At 45.0% G+C, this 18,970-nt stretch carries 20 protein-coding genes and 1 tRNA gene; 20 read left to right on the top strand and 1 reads right to left on the bottom strand.

Annotated features, from left to right (window positions below; genetic code table 11):
- Window positions 1-6: 6 nt before the first annotated feature.
- The 19 genes from thrB (at window position 7) to accA (ending at window position 16,186) form a co-directional block, all read left to right on the top strand.
- Window positions 7-882 (top strand): homoserine kinase, encoded by an 876-nt coding sequence (gene thrB, locus FFM77_RS11265; RefSeq protein ID WP_137635863.1) that lies wholly within the window; start codon window positions 7-9, stop codon window positions 880-882.
- 55 nt (window positions 883-937) lie between these two features.
- Window positions 938-1,022, top strand: a tRNA-Leu gene (locus tag FFM77_RS11270).
- 417 nt (window positions 1,023-1,439) lie between these two features.
- Window positions 1,440-1,709, top strand: a complete 270-nt coding sequence (locus FFM77_RS11275; protein WP_137635864.1) for an AbrB/MazE/SpoVT family DNA-binding domain-containing protein — start codon at window positions 1,440-1,442, stop codon at window positions 1,707-1,709.
- Window positions 1,684-2,070 carry a type II toxin-antitoxin system PemK/MazF family toxin gene (locus FFM77_RS11280; RefSeq protein ID WP_223876828.1) on the top strand — a complete coding sequence of 129 codons (387 nt, stop codon included), beginning with the start codon at window positions 1,684-1,686 and terminating at the stop codon, window positions 2,068-2,070. Before FFM77_RS11275 ends, FFM77_RS11280 begins: the two co-directional genes overlap by 26 nt.
- A 231-nt stretch (window positions 2,071-2,301) precedes the next feature.
- Window positions 2,302-3,138, top strand: coding sequence for a C39 family peptidase (locus FFM77_RS11285; RefSeq protein ID WP_137635865.1), 837 nt, complete (start codon window positions 2,302-2,304; stop codon window positions 3,136-3,138).
- Window positions 3,139-3,431: 293 nt separating this feature from the next.
- Window positions 3,432-4,409 (top strand): mannose/fructose/sorbose PTS transporter subunit IIA, encoded by a 978-nt coding sequence (locus FFM77_RS11290; RefSeq protein WP_137635866.1) that lies wholly within the window; start codon window positions 3,432-3,434, stop codon window positions 4,407-4,409.
- Window positions 4,410-4,441: 32 nt separating this feature from the next.
- Window positions 4,442-5,251, top strand: a complete 810-nt coding sequence (locus FFM77_RS11295) for a PTS mannose/fructose/sorbose transporter subunit IIC (protein WP_137635867.1) — start codon at window positions 4,442-4,444, stop codon at window positions 5,249-5,251.
- A gap of 18 nt (window positions 5,252-5,269) precedes the next feature.
- Window positions 5,270-6,184, top strand: a complete 915-nt coding sequence (locus FFM77_RS11300; RefSeq protein ID WP_137635868.1) for a PTS system mannose/fructose/sorbose family transporter subunit IID — start codon at window positions 5,270-5,272, stop codon at window positions 6,182-6,184.
- A gap of 149 nt (window positions 6,185-6,333) precedes the next feature.
- Entirely contained in the window at window positions 6,334-6,717 is a 384-nt protein-coding gene (locus FFM77_RS11305; protein ID WP_137635869.1) for a DUF956 family protein, read from the top strand.
- A 170-nt stretch (window positions 6,718-6,887) separates the two neighbouring features.
- Window positions 6,888-9,767, top strand: coding sequence for a sigma-54-dependent transcriptional regulator (locus FFM77_RS11310; RefSeq protein WP_137635870.1), 2,880 nt, complete (start codon window positions 6,888-6,890; stop codon window positions 9,765-9,767).
- 62 nt (window positions 9,768-9,829) lie between these two features.
- Window positions 9,830-10,249 (top strand): PTS sugar transporter subunit IIA, encoded by a 420-nt coding sequence (locus FFM77_RS11315; protein ID WP_137635871.1) that lies wholly within the window; start codon window positions 9,830-9,832, stop codon window positions 10,247-10,249.
- The gene (locus FFM77_RS11320; protein WP_137635872.1) at window positions 10,246-10,752 is read left to right on the top strand and encodes a PTS sugar transporter subunit IIB; all 507 of its coding nucleotides are present in this window, start codon (window positions 10,246-10,248) and stop codon (window positions 10,750-10,752) included. Before FFM77_RS11315 ends, FFM77_RS11320 begins: the two co-directional genes overlap by 4 nt.
- Before the next feature lie 204 nt (window positions 10,753-10,956).
- Window positions 10,957-11,544 carry a hypothetical protein gene (locus tag FFM77_RS11325; protein ID WP_137635873.1) on the top strand — a complete coding sequence of 196 codons (588 nt, stop codon included), beginning with the start codon at window positions 10,957-10,959 and terminating at the stop codon, window positions 11,542-11,544.
- Window positions 11,545-11,546: 2 nt separating this feature from the next.
- Window positions 11,547-11,708, top strand: a complete 162-nt coding sequence (locus FFM77_RS11330) for a cyclodeaminase/cyclohydrolase family protein (protein ID WP_137635874.1) — start codon at window positions 11,547-11,549, stop codon at window positions 11,706-11,708.
- A 215-nt stretch (window positions 11,709-11,923) separates the two neighbouring features.
- Window positions 11,924-12,895, top strand: coding sequence for a beta-ketoacyl-ACP synthase III (locus FFM77_RS11335; protein WP_137635875.1), 972 nt, complete (start codon window positions 11,924-11,926; stop codon window positions 12,893-12,895).
- Between the two features lie 10 nt (window positions 12,896-12,905).
- Entirely contained in the window at window positions 12,906-13,292 is a 387-nt protein-coding gene (locus FFM77_RS11340) for an acetyl-CoA carboxylase biotin carboxyl carrier protein (RefSeq protein WP_137635876.1), read from the top strand.
- Between the two features lie 2 nt (window positions 13,293-13,294).
- The gene (locus FFM77_RS11345) at window positions 13,295-14,617 is read left to right on the top strand and encodes an acetyl-CoA carboxylase biotin carboxylase subunit (RefSeq protein ID WP_137635877.1); all 1,323 of its coding nucleotides are present in this window, start codon (window positions 13,295-13,297) and stop codon (window positions 14,615-14,617) included.
- Window positions 14,614-15,420: an acetyl-CoA carboxylase carboxyltransferase subunit beta gene (locus FFM77_RS11350; RefSeq protein WP_137635878.1), complete on the top strand. Its 807-nt coding sequence runs from the start codon at window positions 14,614-14,616 to the stop codon at window positions 15,418-15,420. Before FFM77_RS11345 ends, FFM77_RS11350 begins: the two co-directional genes overlap by 4 nt.
- Window positions 15,413-16,186 carry a carboxyltransferase subunit alpha gene (accA, locus tag FFM77_RS11355; RefSeq protein ID WP_137635879.1) on the top strand — a complete coding sequence of 258 codons (774 nt, stop codon included), beginning with the start codon at window positions 15,413-15,415 and terminating at the stop codon, window positions 16,184-16,186. The genes FFM77_RS11350 and accA overlap by 8 nt, the downstream gene beginning before the upstream one ends.
- Before the next feature lie 391 nt (window positions 16,187-16,577).
- On the opposite strand, the gene FFM77_RS11360 is transcribed toward accA, so the two are convergent.
- Window positions 16,578-17,735 carry an LCP family protein gene (locus FFM77_RS11360; RefSeq protein WP_137635880.1) on the bottom strand — a complete coding sequence of 386 codons (1,158 nt, stop codon included), beginning with the start codon at window positions 17,733-17,735 and terminating at the stop codon, window positions 16,578-16,580.
- A gap of 278 nt (window positions 17,736-18,013) precedes the next feature.
- Between FFM77_RS11360 and FFM77_RS11365 the strand changes: the two genes are divergently transcribed.
- Window positions 18,014-18,967 (top strand): AEC family transporter, encoded by a 954-nt coding sequence (locus tag FFM77_RS11365; RefSeq protein ID WP_137635881.1) that lies wholly within the window; start codon window positions 18,014-18,016, stop codon window positions 18,965-18,967.
- Window positions 18,968-18,970: the final 3 nt, after the last annotated feature.

Genomic DNA, 18,970 nt, shown 5'->3' on the forward strand with positions numbered 1-18,970 from the left:
AGCGTGATGTTAACAATTTCAGTTCCGGCAACGTCTGCAAACTTAGGTCCCGGCTTTGATTCGATTGGGTTAGCATTGGATATGCAACTGACGTTAACGGTGCTTGGCCCGAGCCAAACGTGGCAAGTGGATCATCCGTATGGGCCCCATGTGCCTAGCGATGCCCGTAACTTGATGATTAAGACGGCGTTGTCGTTGGTGCCTAACTTGCAGCCCCAGCATGTGCAAGTGACGTCAGACATTCCACTGGCACGTGGCTTAGGTAGTAGCTCAACGGCGATTGTCGCCGGCTTGGTGTTGGCCAATGAATTGGCGAAAGCACCGTTTACTAAGCAGGAGTTATTACTAAAGGCAACTGAATTAGAAGGCCATCCAGATAACGTGGCTCCGGCAATTTTAGGTGGACTAGTCGTTGCCACCTATGACCATGACCAAGTTCAGGCTGTGTCGTTGCCAGCGCCGGACTTATATGCGAGTGTCTATGTGCCGAATGAAGAATTATTAACCTCAGCTAGTCGCGAGGCGTTGCCCAGTGACTTACCATTCAAGCAGGCCATTGCGGGTAGTAGTGTAGGAAATACGCTGGTGGCCGCTTTGGCGACGCAGAATTGGCCGGTTGCATTGCAGTTGGTTGAACAAGATCAATTCCACGAACAGTATCGGACTAAGCTCGTGCCAGCTTTGGCAATCATTCGGCAGACCGCGCATGATTTGGGTTTAGTTGGAACCTATTTAAGCGGTGCCGGGCCAACGGTAGTCACGCTGGGCCAAAAGACGGATTTAGAAAAATTACAACAACAATTAAAGTTAAATGCTAGTTTAACGGGCCAATACCACCTGTTGCCAGTCGATGCAACCGGGATAAACGTTCATAAATCTTAAATTTAGCTTGTCAGACTCACAAGATTTTGTTAGAATGGTTTTTGTGAGTTGTGATGCGGCCATGGCGGAATTGGCAGACGCGCAAGATTAAGGATCTTGTCGGGGTTAACCCGGTGGAAGTTCGAATCTTCTTGGCCGCACTTTATATATGGAATAGCCGGTATTGAGAGGGATTAACCCTTGATATACCGGTTTTTTTGTATTTTCTATCGGGAATAGCGGGGAATAGAATCAAGCAAAAGCGATACTACTTGGGACAAAATCGATACTACTTGCGATACTACTTTATCCGTTTTATAAGTCTAAAATACTCCCGACATCGAATACTTTTACTGACAATTCTGCTTGAGATAAGTGCGCTCAACTTATTCATGAAAATATTTCAGTATCTTATCGTCTAACGACTCAAAGGTACTGAGTTAATTTTTATGAATGTATGGGGCTTTGAAGGATAAAGAGTTAACAAATCAAACGTAAAAATTTTTTTGAAAGTAATTTTTTGTATTCACCGTGAATACAGTGTACACTAACAGTGTAAATTAAAGGAGGTATTCATCATGGTTGTAAAAGCGAGACATCAAGGTAATTCTACTATTTTAACAATTCCTAAAAGTATAAAAGTTTCTACTGATACTGAATTTAATGTTTATCAAGATGGCAATGGTAATATTGTTTATGAGCCAGTTAACAAGGGCAACTATGATCTATGGTCAGATTCTCAATTAGATAAAATTGATTATGATAAGTTACGTCAAGAAGAGTTAGATGATTTGGGGTATAATCCACGTGAAGTTTCACCAGTTGGAAAGGAAAAAACAAATGCTTGATGTACACCAAGGTGATCTCATTTTTATTGATGCAGAGCCTCACGCTGGTCATGAAATGGGTGGACATGATTTAGGAAAAAATAATATCCGTCGACCTTTCTTAGTGATGAGTCGTAGCAGCTATAGTAATAAGTCGGGACTAGTGATTGGATTGGCGATTACTCATGTTCATCGTGAGTCACCTTTTAGATTTTCAATAGTGGATTTTGAAAGTCAGATTAATGGTGATGCACTGTTGCTTCAGCTACTGTCATATGATTTTTTGGCACGACATGGTGAGGTTGTTGGGCATATCCATTCTCAAAGGCAATTCAAATCAATTTTAGCTCAGGTTCGAAATGTTTTCGAGGAAGAAAATTAATAAAATAAAGAAACAGATCAATAGAAAAGTGAGGTAGCCTTATCATCCAGTCAGATAACCAGGTTTACCTCATTTTTTTGCATATTCCGCTATTAAGTTTAATTAAAAAGCCCAACAACCCAACTCAGCAGTTCGCAAGTTAAACAAATTGACCGACTCCCTAATTCCAGTGATATGATAAAACCAGTTATCAAGCTAACTAAACTAACCAAAAGAGAGCAGGTCATCAACATGATCAATAAATGGCTACTAGGAATCAGTATTGGGGGATTAATCGGTTGCGGGGGCGTTTTAGTTGGGCAGGCGGCGACTCATTACACGGTCAAGCCAGTGTCCACTACGGCTAAGCGGGCTTATTTAACAGCTAGCACGATTGGTAAGCTGTATCAATTTAATGGCACTAACGAACATTTAACGCTGAAGCCAGTACACCAATTAGCCAACTTTCCACACACCAAATGGACCCGAATCAAACGCAGCTATCTGACTAAGCATGGCAAAACCTATCTATATTATTATGTTAAAAACAAAACTGGTAAAACCGGTTGGGTCTGGCATGGCTATCTTAAACCAACGGGAATGCTCAAATTAAACGTGCCACTGATCGCTCAACGACCAGAATTACCGACTGGTTGTGAAATTGTTGCCACCACCATGATGCTGCAATATGCTGGTTCCAAAGCAACCAAGCTGCAAGTCACCAAACGCGTGCCGCGCAGCACTAATCCGAATTATGGTTTCGTCAACAGTCCTTACAATAATCGGGGACATGGCCATTATGTCTACCCAGAGGGCTTGTTAACTACTGTCAAACACTATCTTGGTACCGCTGTTGACCTGACCGGCAGTCGGCTGCCACAATTAAAGCGCCAGTTGAATAATGATCATCCCGTCGTTACTTGGATGGCAGGGCTAGATGGCTTTAACACGCATAGTGTCACGGTTACCGGCTATTCTAAAACGCGGATCAGGTATAACGACCCCTGGACTAACCGTAAAACCAGTCTCACTAACGCCCAATTTCTTAAATATTGGCAACGTAACCATTACCGGGCCCTCAGTTACTAAGGAAGTTTAAAGCAATCCTTAAAAATCAGCCAAGTTTTATAAAAAAACATAAAAAATACGCTAATTTGATACACAAAAAGTGATACAGAAGACTGTATCACTTTTTGTGTATCAATATAAACCCTTTCATAGCGGTCTTTACCAATTAGTGTATTTTGGCACGGAAGTTGCATATATATTAGTGAGTGCAAAAAGATTGCGCTTACAGTATCACATTAAATTTAAGTTGCAGGCTTTTTAGACATTATTATTCATATTTGCTGACTGTAACTAAAAAAATAGGAGGTACAAAGATGGTAGGCATTATCATTGCTAGTCACGGTGAATTCGCCAAGGGCATCTACCAATCCGGATCAATGATTTTCGGTGAACAAGAAAATGTTCAACCCGTTACATTGATGCCTAGTGAAGGACCTGATGACATCAAGGCCAAATTGGAAAAAGCGATTGCTTCTTTCGATGACCAAGACCAAGTCTTATTCTTAGTCGACCTTTGGGGCGGCACACCATTCAACCAAGTCAACGGCTTGTTTGAAGCACATAAGGACAAATGGGCGATTGTTGCCGGTTTGAACTTACCAATGTTGATTGAAGCTTATGCATCACGGCTCTCAATGAACTCAGCACACGAAATTGCCACTCATATTATTGAGACAGCAAAAGACGGTGTGAAGGTTCGCCCTGAAGCATTAGCACCTAAGGAAGCGCCTAAAGCGGCAGCTGATAACTCAGCTAACGCTGGTCGTCCTGGGAAATTCGATTATGTATTGGCTCGGATTGACTCACGGTTACTTCATGGTCAAGTTGCAACAGCCTGGAGTAAAACAGTTAACCCAACTCGGATCATCGTTGTTTCCGATAACGTTGCTAAAGACAACCTACGGACTCAAATGATTATCCAGGCGGCACCAAATGGGGTTAAAGCCCACGTGGTACCAATTGATCAAATGATCAAGTTAGCTAAGGATGACAAACACTTTGGTGGTCAAAAGGCCTTGCTTTTATTCGAAACACCGCAAGATGCTTTGAAAGCCATCAAGGGTGGTGTTCCATTGGATACCTTAAACATTGGGTCAATGGCACACTCTGCTGGTAAAGTTCAACCAAACAAAGTTTTGGCCTTTAGCCAAGATGATATCGATACTTACCATGAATTGGAAAAGATGGGCGTCAAGATGGACGTTCGTAAAGTGCCAACTGATGGTCAAGAAAACCTCGATCACATCATGGATAAAGCTGAAAAGATGTTGAAAGAACAAGCAAACAATTAATTAACTATCGGAGAAAAATGGAGGATTAAATCATGAATTTGAACGCGATTCAAATGATTTTAGTCGTATTAGTCGCATTTTTAGCTGGTATGGAAGGTATTTTGGATGAATTCCATTTCCATCAACCAGTTGTAGCGTGCGCCTTAATCGGCTTAGTTACCGGACAATTAGTCCCATGTATCATCTTAGGTGGTAGTCTTCAAATGATCGCTTTAGGCTGGTCAAACGTTGGTGCTGCCGTTGCCCCTGATGCTGCATTAGCTGCCATTGCATCTGCAATTATTTTAGTACTTGGTGGCCAAGGCCGTGCCGGAGTTTCATCAGCCATTGCGATTGCCGTTCCTTTGGCCGTTGCTGGTTTGTTACTCACCATCCTTGCTCGTACACTTGCAACCTTGATCGTCCACATCATGGATCGTGCTGCTGAAGAAGGTAGCTTTGCTAAGATCGACATGTGGCAAATGATTGCCATTGCCATGCAAGGTCTTCGTATCGCCATTCCAGCCGCTTTAATCTTAGCTGTTGGTGCTGGTCCTGTTAAAGCAATGTTGAACGCGATGCCTACTTGGTTGACTGATGGTTTGTCAATCGGTGGTGGGATGGTTGTTGCCGTTGGGTATGCCATGGTTATTAACATGATGGCTACTCGTGAAGTATGGCCATTCTTCGTTTTAGGTTTCGTCTTAGCTGCGATTTCTGAATTAACCTTGATTGCCTTAGGTGGTATCGGTGTTGCCATGGCCTTAATCTACTTGAACCTTTCTAAGATGGGTGGTTCAGGTAACGGTGGCGGTGGTTCCAATACTGGTGACCCTGTCGGCGACATTATCGACAAGTATTAGTGAAGGAGGAAAACTAAAATGGCTGATCAAATTAAATTAACTAAAAGTGATCGTATTCATGTTTGGTGGCGTTCGACGTTCCTCCAAGGTTCTTGGAACTATGAACGTATGCAAAACGGTGGTTGGGCTTACTCATTAATCCCAGCTTTAAAGAAGTTATATACAACTAAAGAAGACCGTGCCGCTGCTTTGAAGCGTCATATGGAATTCTTCAACACTCATCCTTACGTGGCTTCACCAATTATTGGTGTTACCATGGCGCTTGAAGAAGAACGTTCTAATGGGGCTCCCATTGACGACGTTACGATTCAAGGGGTTAAAGTTGGGATGATGGGTCCGCTGGCTGGTGTTGGTGACCCTGTGTTCTGGTTCACTGCTAAGCCTATTATTGGTGCCTTAGCTGCTTCCCTTGCTTTGGGTGGTAGTATCATGGGTCCTATCTTGTACTTCGTTGTTTGGAACATCATTCGGATGGCTTTCATGTGGTATACACAAGAACTTGGCTACAAAGCTGGGTCTGCGATTACCGATGACTTATCTGGTGGTATTTTGCAAGACATCACTAAAGGTGCTTCAATCTTAGGGATGTTCATCTTGCCAGCCTTAATCGAACGGTGGGTCAATGTTGACTTCAGTCCGGTTAAAGTTTCGACCATCAAGCAAGCTTCTGGTGCTTATATTGACTGGAACAAATTACCAGCCGGTGCTAAAGGTGTCAAAGAAGCCTTAGTTCAACAAAAAGCTGGTTTATCATTGGACAAGTACAAGGTTACGACCTTGCAAGATAACTTGAATCAATTGATTCCAGGTTTAGCTGCACTTATTATTACTTTCCTCTGCATGTGGTTATTAAAGAAGAAAGTTTCACCAATCATCATCATCTTCGGCTTATTCGCCTTTGGTGTTATCATGCATGTCCTTGGTGTTATGTAAAAAGCATTTGATTCAATCTGAGTCACTGACTTAGATCGAGGGATGGACTCCAATGGGTTCATCCCTTTTTGTTTAAACGGCGCCTTTGCCAAAAAGCTGCCGGCGCCGTATAATCGGTGTTATCAAGAGAAAGAAATGGAGTAAGTCAAATGGTCCAATCAATCAATACAAAAGTCGACTTAGTAATTGCCGGTAATTCTCATCTAGGGTTAACCGATTATGGCAAAATTATGATCGGTGATAAGGGTTTTGAATTTTATGATGACCGCAATATTCGTAACTATATCCAGATTCCATGGGATGAGGTGGATATCGTGATTGTTTCGGTGATGTTCAAAGGGCGCTGGATTCCACGATACGCACTGAAGACTAAGAAGAATGGGACTTACGCGTTTTCTTCGAAGAACCCGAAAAAAGTATTGCGCGTGATTCGGAAGTATATCTCACCGGATCGCATGTTGCAATCACTGAGCTTCTTTGATGTGATGAAGCGATTGTTTAAAGGTAAGAATCGTGATAGTTATTTGAAGTAGTTACGAGGAAGTCATTCAGTTGAATGGCTTCTTTTTTCAGTTACCGGTCGTTTTTGCGTCCAAGTAAATAGTGTATCAACACACTGTGTGTTAAACTGTAGAGTATCAACGTGTATCAATACACTTAAAATTGCAACCGGTTACTGAATGATCAAAAGGAGCGAACGTGATTGACTAGAAAAGCTCGAATTTACGACTACGTTTGTCAGTATGGGGACGCGACTGGTCTGACGACTAAAGCGGTGGCCGCAGCACTGGCGTTAGCCCGCTCGAACGTAAGTAAAGAATTAAATACGTTAGTACGCGATGGCGACCTAGAAAAGTTATCGGGTCGGCCAGTGCGTTACGTGCCATCGGGGACAGTCATACCAGCAGCATCGGAGGCAACTGCTACCACTGGAACGGCGACGGTGGCTAGAACGACGACGGTGGCTAGAACGACGGTTACCAAGTCGCGGCCAGCTAAGGTCCAACCCCAAGCCTCCGTGACTTATGACACGACCCATGATCTCTTTGACAGCATGATTGGGGCTAAGGAAAGTTTACATGGTCAAGTGGAACAAGCGAAAGCGGCGATTCTTTATCCACCGCGGGGCTTGAACACCTTAGTGATTGGCCCGACTGGATCCGGGAAAACTTATTTTGCGAATACGATGTATCAATTTGCCGAATCGCAGAACGTGTTAACCAATCCGCAAGGGCTAATTACCTTTAACTGTGCGGATTACGCCCATAACCCGGAATTGTTGATGTCGCATTTATTTGGGTACATTAAGGGATCTTTTACGGGCGCCAATGAAGATAAAGATGGTTTGATTCAAGAAGCAGATGGCGGCATGTTGTTCTTAGATGAAGTCCACCGGCTTCCACCAGAAGGTCAGGAAATGATCTTCTACTTTATGGACCACGGGACGTATTCGCGTTTAGGTGAGACGACTAAAAGCCATCATGCCAATGTGCGGTTAGTCTGTGCGACGACCGAAGACCCGAAGAGTTCATTGTTACAGACGTTCGTGCGGCGGATTCCAATTACAATTCAGTTGCCAGCCTTTAATGACCGTTCGGCAAAAGAACGGTTGGAATTGTTAAAAGCCTTGCTTTCAATCGAAGCTAACCGGATTAACAAGCAGATTCGCTTAACTGAAGATGTCGTGCAAGCGCTCCTGGGTTCGGTGACGTTTGGGAATGTTGGCCAATTAAAGTCCAATATTCAGTTGGTCTGTGCGCAAGGCTTCGTGAATAGTATTGAGAATGATTCGGAAATCGATATCACGATGGATGATCTACCGGAAAATATTCGGGGTGGCTTAGTGACCGTCGCCTCGAATCGGCATGAACTTGGAGCTATTTCGGAATTGTTAGATCCCTTTCTGATTGTGAAGCCGAATGATGGGCCGATGCCACTACGCAATAAAAATGATAATTATGAATTACCCTATAATTTATACGAAATTATTGGCGATAAAGCGTCATTGTTACGGCGCGAAGGCTTGGATAAAGAACATATCAATCGATTTATTACGACCGATATTAACTTGCATTTGAAGTCATTTTACAAGCAGACGCAGATGGAAATCTCACCGGAAAATAAGTTGGCTGAGATTGTTGATCAAGATGTGATTGACTTTACCAAAACGGCTCAAGCAACGATCCAGGAGATGCTTGGTTACAACTTCAAAGATAATTTTATTTATGCGGTTAGCTTGCATATCAGTTCGTTCATCAAGCGCATTCAGGCGGGAAAGCCGATGCGCCAGATGAGCCAAGATATGTTAGCGATGGTCAAGGACTATCCGGCTGAAATCAAGGCAGCCCAGTATTTAAAACAGGCGTTAGACGAGCGTTATCATTTACCCATTCCGCAATCGGAAGTTTATTATTTAGCTATTTTATTAATTTCATTAAAATCGATGCAAATGGATGGCAAGATCGGTGTCTTAGTCGCAGCGCATGGGATGAGTACGGCATCATCTATGGCACAAGTGGTGGGCCAGCTCTTAGATGATTATGATGTGGGCGCGTTTGATATGCCGCTAGATATGGATCCCAACGTGGCGTATACCCGAATCAAAGAGCAGATTGTTAAGCTTGATGCAGGTAACGGGGTTTTAATGTTGGTTGATATGGGGTCGTTGACGACCTTTGGCAAACGCATTCAAGCGGCGACCAATATCAAGATTCGCACGATCGATATGGTCACCACCCCAGTTGTGCTAGAGGCGGTCCGTAAAGCCAGTTTGATTGATAGCGATCTGGATACGATTTATCATGAGTTAGTTGGCTTTAAAGGCTACTCGCGGATTTCGCGCAATCTGCCGACGGAGACGCCGGTGGATGCGCCCCAACCAGAACCGACCGTTGATGCTAATCATCGCGCGATTATTGCGATTTGCTCAACCGGTGTCGGGACGGCGGAACGCATCAAGACGATCTTGGATAGCTTATTAGCTCAGAATTTTATTGAAGGTATTACCGTGTTCCCAGTGTCAGTCGTGAATATGCAGGAACGTTTAGCACAGATTAATCAGTCCTATCAGATTATTGCGGCGACGGGGATTGCTAAGCCCGACCTAGACGTGCCCTTTATCTCACTAGAAGAACTATTACAAGGTGGTGGGGAGAAGTTCATCGACCAGCTAGCGATGGGCTTAAACGCGCCACAAAGCAAGCTGACGGACTTAAAGGAATTGACGCCAGAATTGTGTGAACGGTACTTAGGAGATTACTTTACGTTCCTGAATCCGCGCAAGTTAACGACCATTTTATGGCAGTATAGTGAAACGATTGGTAAGCAACTAGCGAAACCGATGCCGAATGCGTTTCGGATTGATCTAATTATGCATCTGGCGGGCGCGTTAGAACGCACCGCGATTAAAGACCAGATTACGGCGCCAGCGGAAGAAATGACGACGCTGGATCAATCGCCGTGGTATCCAATTGTGACGACGGCTAATCAACAGATCACCGATCAGTTGCAGCTTTCCTTTTCGGCCGCCGAAACGTATTATATTGTGCAATTGTTAGAAACACATCAAGCAGAATTGAAATGATACACTAATTGGCATGCTTTTTGCATGTATTCCAATGACAAGTAAAAAAGGGAGGCAGTTGCATGCTAGCGTTTGTGGTAGTGAGTCACGGTGACTTTGCAAAAGGGGTCGTGAGCTCTTCATATATGATTTTTGGACCGCAACAAAAAGTTCAGACGGTGACGTTTGACTTAGACGAGGGTCCGGCCGAATTAGCACAAAAATTAGCGGCCGCCGTCGCGACGTTTGATGATAATGACGAAGTGTTATTCCTCGTTGATCTCTGGGGTGGGTCGCCATTTAATGCGGCTAGTCGGATTGTGGCAGAACATACTGATCGGATGGGTTTGATTACTGGTCTGAACCTGCCGATGTTAATTGAAGCCTATACGGTACGGGACAAGCCGATTAATGAAGTAATCGCCCACTTGGAAGAAACCGGTAAGATTGGTATCAAGCATTTGGAACTCTTAAAAGATAACGAGGAAGATGAGCTGCTATGACAATGGATGTGCGCTTAGCCCGCATTGATAGCCGCTTATTACATGGTCAGGTCGCAACGGTCTGGACGAAGACGGTTGCGCCAACCCGGATTCTGGTTGTCTCAGATATGGTGGCGCGTGATGAACTGCGCAAAGTTTTGATCGTGCAAGCGGCACCGCCGGAAGTCAAGGCGAACGTGATTACAGTGGATAAGATGATTGAAATCTATCATGATCCGTTGTTCGATACGATTAAGCCATTGATTCTAACGGACACGCCGCAAAATATGGCGCGATTGGTGGCCGGTGGTTTAGACTTTTCGGCAGTTGGCATTAATATCGGTAGCTTGGCTTATTCTGGTGGGATGGTGATGGTGACTAATGCCATTGCAGTTGGTCAACCGGAAGCGGCAGCGTTGTATCAACTACATGCGGCCGGATTAAAGGTGTTTGCTCAGAAAGTACCGACGGATAAACGTGTTGATGTTATGCCGCTATTGGCGAAGAATGGGTTTAAAGCTTAAATTTTAGAATGATATTGGACGAGTAGCTGAACTTTCGGTTGCTCGTTTTTTGTGAGTGGTTTGTCTTGTCTTTGGTTGGTAGGGGTGTATGCTAGAAAAAATTAGTGTTAGCAAAATAATGATTTGAATTCGTGATAGCGTATTTGATAAATGAGTAGACGAATGCTGCTTGTCTCTTAAATATAGAATATGGGGTCGTTAGTCATGTCAACGATGATTACACTTTATCACGGTACTACTAATACACGGGCACATGAGATTATCCAAAATGGATTTGATGAAATTAGAATTCCTAGAATTGATCAAGTCATGCTAGGGAAAAGCAAACGACGCCCCGGATCGTTGGGGTATGGATTGTATGGTTTTCAAGATGATGCTGGCTTAGTAGCTAAGTTTATTAACAAGTTCACTCAAACTGGCATGATTGTTCAATTCCAGGTTTGTTTGGAGTTTGCATGTGTGTTAAATTTTGTTGATAGTCTCACAGATATGCAATTATTTAGCCAGTGGCAAGCTGACGATAGACGACAACGGTTATTTAAGGGCTTAAGGCAGCAATATCACAACAAGGTAAGTCAAGCAGAGTTAGATGGTGCAATGATTGAAATCTATATCGTTGAATTGTTGCGCCATCGGTTGGTTGAACGAGTTGATGCCGTTTGTAGTGCAACGCATACGGTACTAGCTAATCAGCCGAATTCGCAAAGATTGCCGAATGGAATTGAATATGCGATTCGTTCAAACAATCGCATTCAAAGAATGACAATTCAGATAGTTAAGCATGGAGGATAATGATGAAGTATTTAAAACCAATTGACGAGGTTGCAAAAGAACTGGCGCCATTTACTGATGAAGACCAAGAACGTTATCTCAAACTTTTAGCCGCATTTGGGTTGCCATTGAATGAAGCTGACTTGAAAATTGATGATGGTCACTCACAATCCGTTGAGAATTAACAAAGACATAACAATTAAGTTGATAGGAAATATCTAAGGGATGGTTGTTCATTGCTTAGATATTTTTTTGCAATTAGTGGTTTCAAATACGTGTAATGAACGATTTAGTCTAAGGATTTGACTAAAATTAGCCTTCAAACTTTGACCCCACACGTTTTATTGATAAAATTAGAACATTAGGATATTTATATCGAGGATACCGGGGGTTAAAACAGATGGCAGTCTATACTAAGCTTACCGCCACGGGCCAGTATGTGCCGCAGCGCGTGGTAACAAATGATGAATTAGCCGCAATTATGGAGACCAGTGATGAATGGATTCAGGCGCATACAGGGATTGTGACTCGGCACTATGCGATGAACGATGAAAATACCTCTGACTTAGCAACCCAGGTGGCGCAACAACTGTTGACGAAAAGTGGGTTAGCCGCTAGTGCGATTGATTTAATTATTGTGACGACGATTACACCAGATGCGTTAACACCCGCTACGGCTTGTTTAGTACAGGCTAATATTGGGGCGGACCAGGCATTTGCGTTTGATATGAGTGCCGCCTGTGCCGGATTTACGTTCGGCTTGGCTACCGCGGACAAGTTTATTCGGAGTGGTCAGTATCAAAATGTGATGGTGATCAGTGCGGAAGTCAATTCAAAAATGATGGACTTTCAAGATCGAACCGCGGCCGTCTTTTTTGGCGATGGCGCTGGCGGGGCGTTGTTACAAGCGACGACTGATCCAGCTGAAAATAGTATTTTAGCTGAAAAGTTACAGACTCAAGGTAATGCTACCGTTATTCATTCTGGTCGTGTGCAGCCCATTACAAAAATCGCGGCTAGCAACTATCCGCAAACCGATGCGTTTTATCAAGCGGGACGGGATGTCTTTCAATTTGCGACTACGGTTGTGCCGCAACAGATGCAAGGGTTATTAGCCTCAGCTGGGGTGGCGTCGACTGACTTACAGTACGTGATCTGCCACCAAGCTAACTTACGTATCATTGAACAAATTGCGACGAAGCTAGGCTTGCCAATGACGCAGTTCCCCCATAATGTCCAAAAGTTTGGGAATACTTCATCGGCGGGTGTTGCGATGGCGTTAGCGGCGGTTTTTGATGACCTCACTGGGCCAGTCTTGTTGACCGCATTTGGCGGTGGCTTGGCGTATGGGTCCGTGTTGATCAAGAAGTAGGGGGTACAGCATGGAATTAAAAGATTTAGATCGGTTAGTTGAGAAGTATGCGCGGCAAGGTTATCAACAAATCCGGGTTAAAGCTGGTGAGTTAGAGATTGAAGTAACCAAACCAGCTGCGACACCAGTAGCTAAAGCACCAACCGCGACTGCTGATAAAACCGCCGTTACAGACACGACCGTCACTAGTCCGATGGTCGGCGTGGTGCATTTAGCGCCTGATCTCACGGTGGGACAAGCGATTACCCAAGGACAAGAACTTGGTCAGATTGAAAGTATGAAGCTATTTAATCCACTGACGGCCCCAACTAACGGGGTGTTGGCGGCCATTTTGGTGACGGATCAGGCTACGGTTGAGTATGACCAGCCTTTATTTAAGTTACGAAAGGATCGGTAGGGATGTTTCACAAGCTGCTTATCGCGAACCGTGGTGAAATTGCGGTGCGCATTATTAAAGCGTGCCGCCAATTGCATATTCAAACGGTGGCCGTTTGTTCAACAATTGATCGTCAGGCTTGGTATACCCAGCTCGCTGATGAAGTCGTGTGTATCGGTCCAGCCGCGGCGACTGGGTCTTATTTAAATGCTGAAGCTATTTTGATGGCGGCGATTAATACGCATGCCGATGCGATTCATCCGGGGTACGGGTTTCTAGCAGAAAATGCTGATTTTGCGGCGATGTGTGCCGAATGCGGGATTACTTGGATTGGACCGCAAGCTGACCAGATTCGACTAATGGGCGATAAGTCGCGGGCGAAGCAGTTCGCCCAGCAGCAAGGCGTGCCAGTCTTAGCTGGTCGGTCGATTCAGGGGTTAGCGTGGCCGCAGATTAAGCAGACGGCACTGCGAATGGGATTCCCGTTAGTGTTGAAGGCGAGCCATGGCGGTGGTGGCAAAGGCATTCGCGTGATTGATGATGTCCAGGCGTTACACCAACAATTGCGGGTGGCGCGAGCCGAAGCGGCCGCCGCGTTTCTAAATGATGCGATGTATTTGGAACATTTTTTGCCCAGTGCGCGGCATATTGAGGTACAGGTCTTAGGCACCGGGGCGACCGTGCATATTTTAGGCGATCGGGATTGTAGTTTACAGTTACATAAACAAAAAGTTTTGGAAGAAAGTCCGGCTAGTATTTTGACGCCTGCGCAACGGCGTGACTTGTATCGATTATCGCAGCAATTGTTAGCTGAGACTGGTTATCAGAGCTTAGGGACGATTGAATATTTATTTGCTGACGGTCAGTTTTACTTTATGGAAATGAATACACGATTGCAAGTGGAACACGGGGTGACTGAGCTAACGACAGGTATCGATATTGTAGTGGCGCAGATTAAACAAGCCGCTGGTGTGCCACTACACTTAGCATCGACAGTTGACCTAGTACCAACTAAGACGGCCATTGAAGCTCGGATTACAGCCGTTTTACCGGTTGAGCACACGTTAATTGAACAATTTAGTTGGCCGGCAACTAGCCGAGTGGATACGGGTTATCGCGCCGGTGACCACTTTGTGACGATGTATGATGGGTTAATTGCCAAATTAATGGTGACCGGTACGACTCGCGCGCAAGCCGTACAGCACTTGCAAACGGCGTTAGCCGCCGTTAAGTTAGTTGGGCCGGCAACTAATCTGAACTTTTTACGGCAGACGGTGGCACGACCGGCGTATGTTGCTGATCAGGTGACCATTCATAGTCTAGCGGCTTGGGAGGCAAATTCATGAGTCATTATCCAAAAAAAGGCGTGTGGACAACTTGTCCTGCCTGTGGTCGGCACGTTCATACCGGCCAATGGGGACCATGGCAACAGTGTCCCTATTGCCAACATTGGCAACGGCTGACCGCCACGCAACGGATTCAACAATTAGTTGATCCGGATAGCTTCCAAGCGTTACCGACACCCGAACGCCCCAAAAATCAGTTGGGGTTTCCTGGGTATACTAAAAGGCTAGCGCAAGCGGCAACTACTAGCGGCCTTACAGAAGCAGTGGTTACTGGCACAGCGACCATCGCGACTTGGCCGGTGATGCTAATTGTGATGGATAGTCATTTTATGATGGGCACCTTGAATACGGCAGTGACGCGGCGGATGATCACAGCGTTAGACCAGGCGCAAGCGCAACGATTACCGGTTATTTTAGTCACGGCTTCGGGCGGTGCACGGATGCAAGAAGGGTTATATGCGTTAGTTGGCATGAATTTAGTGCTAGCTGCAGTTGCCCGGTTGGCCACGGCACAATTACCGTTAATCACCGTCCTAACTGATCCGACGATGGGCGGTGTTTCGGCCAGTTTCGCTTTTAAAGGCGATATGGTGTTGGCTGAGGCTGGCGCCAAGATTGGTTTTGCCGGACCGCGGGTGATTCAGCAAACTATGCCGGTCACGTTACCACCAGACTTTCAAACGGCAGCGAGTTTATATCAGCAGGGCGCAGTCGATGCGGTCGTGGCGCGACCAGCTTTACGGGATAAGCTAACGACTATTTTGGCCGCGTATCAATGTTCGGGGGTGACGCCACGTGGATGAACGTTTAAAACGGCTACGCGCGGCTGATCGTTTGCGGGCGCCACAAGTGATTAACGCACTATTGCCAACGTTTGTGGCGCAGCATGGTGATCGGTTGTTAGGTGACGATGCCGCGTTAACGGCCGGTTTTGGTCGCACGGCTGAAAATTTAGGCTTAGCCGTATTAGGGATTGATCGTGGGACTGACCTAGTGAGTCGGCGACAAAAAAATGGTGGAGCCTTAACGGTGCCGGGCTATCGTACGGCGTTAAGAGTCCTACAGCACGCGGCTAAGTTCCAGTTGCCGGTCGTAAGTTTAATCAATATGCCAGGAGCCGATGCGAGTCCGATTTCAGAACGCTTTAATCAAAGTCAGGCAATCGCTGACTTGATTGCGGCGATGGGACAACTCACGGTGCCTAATCTAGTGGTCTTCTTGGGTGAGGGCCATAGTGGCGGGGCATTAGCCTTTGCCAATGCGAATCGGATCATCATGCTAGATGACAGTTTGTTTAATGTCGCCTCACCAGAAGCGGTTGCGGCTATTTTACATGGGCAACAGACTGTTAGCGAAGCGATTGATCTGTTACCGATGACAGCCGCCGACTTACACCAGCGCGGCTTGGTGGATACGGTGATTGATCATCGCCAAGCTGATCTAGTGGCGGTGATCAATCAACGGATTGTGACGGCGGTTAGTGAGCTCCAAGCATTATCGCCAGTTGAGTTGATTGCCCAACGTGAAGCCAAATTTCAAGCCTTTTTGGCACAGTGGCCGATTAATTAAATCGGGTGTCAGTGTTTGGTCATGTTTCAAATTTGATTCATTTTTTGTTAAACAATAGGTTATTAGTACGCTTGGTGCTAGTTAAAATTATCGCCTGCCGGTTGGGTGCTAAAGTTACGGTTTAAACTTGTTCACAAATGATCAGTTCATTATCGCCGGGCGGGTCAGCATTGGCTCAGTGGTGTCGTTTGACTTAGCCAGTGATTTTCCGGGTCGGCTTATGAGACCGTTTTGTGGCTCTTAAACGCGGCCACCACGTTCCAGCCAATGCTGGCCCAACCAGAGCGGCACCTTAAGCCAATCAGAGCGATAGCAACCATCAAAAAACGCGCTAGTCCAAGTCGACTAACGCGTTTTTTTGAGATTAATTTTCAGTTTGTAAGTTCACTTATTATTGGCCATTACCAGTTGTTGTCGTGGCATCGGCGCCAGAAGCTTGAGTGGTATCAGTTGTGGTGCCATCGGTTGTTGACGAATCGGCACTCGATGATGAACTGTTTCCAGTTGAAACGGAGGCTGTTTCTGAATAGTCATTAACCGTTAAATCGCTAGTGGTTAACTGCAATTGGGTTCGAATTTTCTTGGAAATCTTCAAACGTTCCTTAGCCGAGGCAACTTGGTAAGATAAGTTATCGATCATCGCATCCTCGCCTTGTAGCGTATAGGACTTGGCATGATGGGTCGCATTCTTGTACTTCGTATCTAAGGCGACCATGTCATTCCAAGTTAAATCAGTCCGCATGTTGTTGGACAATTGTTTCGTGATCTTTTCAATATTGGCAATTGAGCCTAATGAATTGGATTGACTGACCATTGACATAATGACTTGGCGTTGCCGTTTTTGACGCCCGTAATCGCCCTTAGGATCATCATAACGCATGCGTGAATAATCTAAAGCTGCAGCGCCGTTTAACTTGGTTTTCACGCCCTTTTTGACGTTAGCGTGGCCATACTTAAAGGTTAACTTTGGGGTGACCGTGACGCCACCCATGGCATTAACGATTTGTTTTAAGCCACCCATGTTGATTAAAACGTAAAAATCAATTGGGACATTTAAGAGCTTTTCAGCTGATTTAACGGCACCACTCGCGCCACCAATCGTATAAGCAGCATTGATCTTTTCCGATTGACCGTCAATGGTCACCAAAGTATCCCGCGGAATACTGGTCAATGACATGGTTTCCTTTTTCGGATTAATCGTACAGATAATCATCGTATCGGTCCGGGCCGAGAAGTTTGTCTTGGCACTTCGACCTAACGCCCCAGTATCCGTTCCTAATAATAAGATTGAAAACGGTTTGTTGTTTTTGATCACGGCATCAACGTTACGTTCTTTCGACGTACCGGTAGCTTGAAAAGTTGTGTTCATGGTGTTTTTAGCTGTATTCCAAGTCTTGAAGCCCCAAGCTGCGGCACCTGCAACGACGAAAGCTAATAAAATCAATAGGGTAATAACCCACGGCCGATGACGTTTAGGCCGCAAATGTGGGTTCTGTTGCCGACGACGGCGCTCACGTGGGCCCATTGGTTCTTGATTATTTTCTGACATATCCGTTCCTCGTTATTTCATATTTCCACTAACCTATTCTATGCCGATTCTAAGTGCTGCATCGTTTTTTAGGGTTGATTTAAGAAGATTTTAAACTCTTCTGGCAAGATTAGTGGGCGTTCAACCGCTTTTTTTGACATAATCAAAGAACACTATAAGTAAAATTAGGTCACTAGTCAAACGTTTACAAACTTTTAACGGCTACAAGCGCCTGAAAAACAGTGGTATACTTAAATAATTCTCATTGAATTATTATTTTCTGCTAGGAGGAAATTGGCATGGCCATCTTTTTACATAGTATTCAAGGGGTCGTCATTATTATTGTGATGATTGCGTTGGGTTATCTGCTGGCGTCGTGGGGCTGGTTTAGTGAAGATTCCACTAAATTAGTGGCGCGTTTAGTCACGCAGATTGCTTTACCGGCATATATGATTGCGACGATTACCAAGGACTTTACGGCGCAGAAGCTACTGGCAACGTTGCCAGGATTGCGGTTTCCAGTCCTCAATATGGCGATCCTATTTGGGTTGTCGTTTGGCGTGATGCGAGCGCTAAATATTAAAAAGGAACATCGGGGCTTGTTTTCATCGATGTTTTTGAATTCCAACACCGTTTTTATTGGCTTACCCGTTAATGAAGCGTTGTTTGGGAACAGTGCGTTGCCATATGTGCTGGTCTATTATATGGCGAACACGACGATTTTTTGGACGTTAGGGGTATATCTGATTCAACGTGACGGTGTCAGTGCGGCTAAGTTTAATCTGAAGCAAACGTTGTCGAAGATCTTTTCACCACCGTTACTTGGATTTATGATTGGGGTTGTTCTCGTTTTACTGAAGATTCAACTGCCTAACTTTTTAATGGAAGATTTCAGTTATATTGGCGGAATGACGGTGCCATTATCGATGATTTTCATTGGGATATCAATGGCCAATGCCGGATTGCGGAGCATGCGGTTTGATCGCGATAGCATCGGAATTTTGCTTGGGCGGTTTATCTTTGCCCCAGTATTAATGACCTTAATGCTGATTCCGATGTCGATGCCAGTTGAAATGAAACAAGTTTTCATCTTGCAATCAGCTATGCCAGTCATGACCAATGCCCCAGTGGTATCAAAACTCTATGGCGCCGATGCGGACTATGCCGCGGTTATGGTCACCGAAACGACTTTATTAAGTCTGATTGTGATTCCGGTTTTAATGATGATTGTGCAGTCGAATTTAATTCACTAATTT

Source organism: Lactiplantibacillus songbeiensis (assembly GCF_005405125.1).
Classification (GTDB): Bacteria; Bacillota; Bacilli; order Lactobacillales; family Lactobacillaceae; genus Lactiplantibacillus; species Lactiplantibacillus songbeiensis.

Bases quoted from the DNA above. Each gene is read 5' to 3' on its own strand.
- thrB (WP_137635863.1), top strand. From the start codon at position 7: ATGTTAACAATTTCAGTTCCGGCAACGTCTGCAAACTTAGGTCCCGGC.
- FFM77_RS11275 (WP_137635864.1), top strand. From the start codon at position 1,440: ATGGTTGTAAAAGCGAGACATCAAGGTAATTCTACTATTTTAACAATT.
- FFM77_RS11285 (WP_137635865.1), top strand. From the start codon at position 2,302: ATGATCAATAAATGGCTACTAGGAATCAGTATTGGGGGATTAATCGGT.
- FFM77_RS11290 (WP_137635866.1), top strand. From the start codon at position 3,432: ATGGTAGGCATTATCATTGCTAGTCACGGTGAATTCGCCAAGGGCATC.
- FFM77_RS11295 (WP_137635867.1), top strand. From the start codon at position 4,442: ATGAATTTGAACGCGATTCAAATGATTTTAGTCGTATTAGTCGCATTT.
- FFM77_RS11300 (WP_137635868.1), top strand. From the start codon at position 5,270: ATGGCTGATCAAATTAAATTAACTAAAAGTGATCGTATTCATGTTTGG.
- FFM77_RS11305 (WP_137635869.1), top strand. From the start codon at position 6,334: ATGGTCCAATCAATCAATACAAAAGTCGACTTAGTAATTGCCGGTAAT.
- FFM77_RS11315 (WP_137635871.1), top strand. From the start codon at position 9,830: ATGCTAGCGTTTGTGGTAGTGAGTCACGGTGACTTTGCAAAAGGGGTC.
- FFM77_RS11320 (WP_137635872.1), top strand. From the start codon at position 10,246: ATGACAATGGATGTGCGCTTAGCCCGCATTGATAGCCGCTTATTACAT.
- FFM77_RS11325 (WP_137635873.1), top strand. From the start codon at position 10,957: ATGTCAACGATGATTACACTTTATCACGGTACTACTAATACACGGGCA.
- FFM77_RS11330 (WP_137635874.1), top strand. From the start codon at position 11,547: ATGAAGTATTTAAAACCAATTGACGAGGTTGCAAAAGAACTGGCGCCA.
- FFM77_RS11335 (WP_137635875.1), top strand. From the start codon at position 11,924: ATGGCAGTCTATACTAAGCTTACCGCCACGGGCCAGTATGTGCCGCAG.
- FFM77_RS11340 (WP_137635876.1), top strand. From the start codon at position 12,906: ATGGAATTAAAAGATTTAGATCGGTTAGTTGAGAAGTATGCGCGGCAA.
- FFM77_RS11345 (WP_137635877.1), top strand. From the start codon at position 13,295: ATGTTTCACAAGCTGCTTATCGCGAACCGTGGTGAAATTGCGGTGCGC.
- FFM77_RS11350 (WP_137635878.1), top strand. From the start codon at position 14,614: ATGAGTCATTATCCAAAAAAAGGCGTGTGGACAACTTGTCCTGCCTGT.
- FFM77_RS11360 (WP_137635880.1), bottom strand. From the start codon at position 17,735: ATGTCAGAAAATAATCAAGAACCAATGGGCCCACGTGAGCGCCGTCGT.
- FFM77_RS11365 (WP_137635881.1), top strand. From the start codon at position 18,014: ATGGCCATCTTTTTACATAGTATTCAAGGGGTCGTCATTATTATTGTG.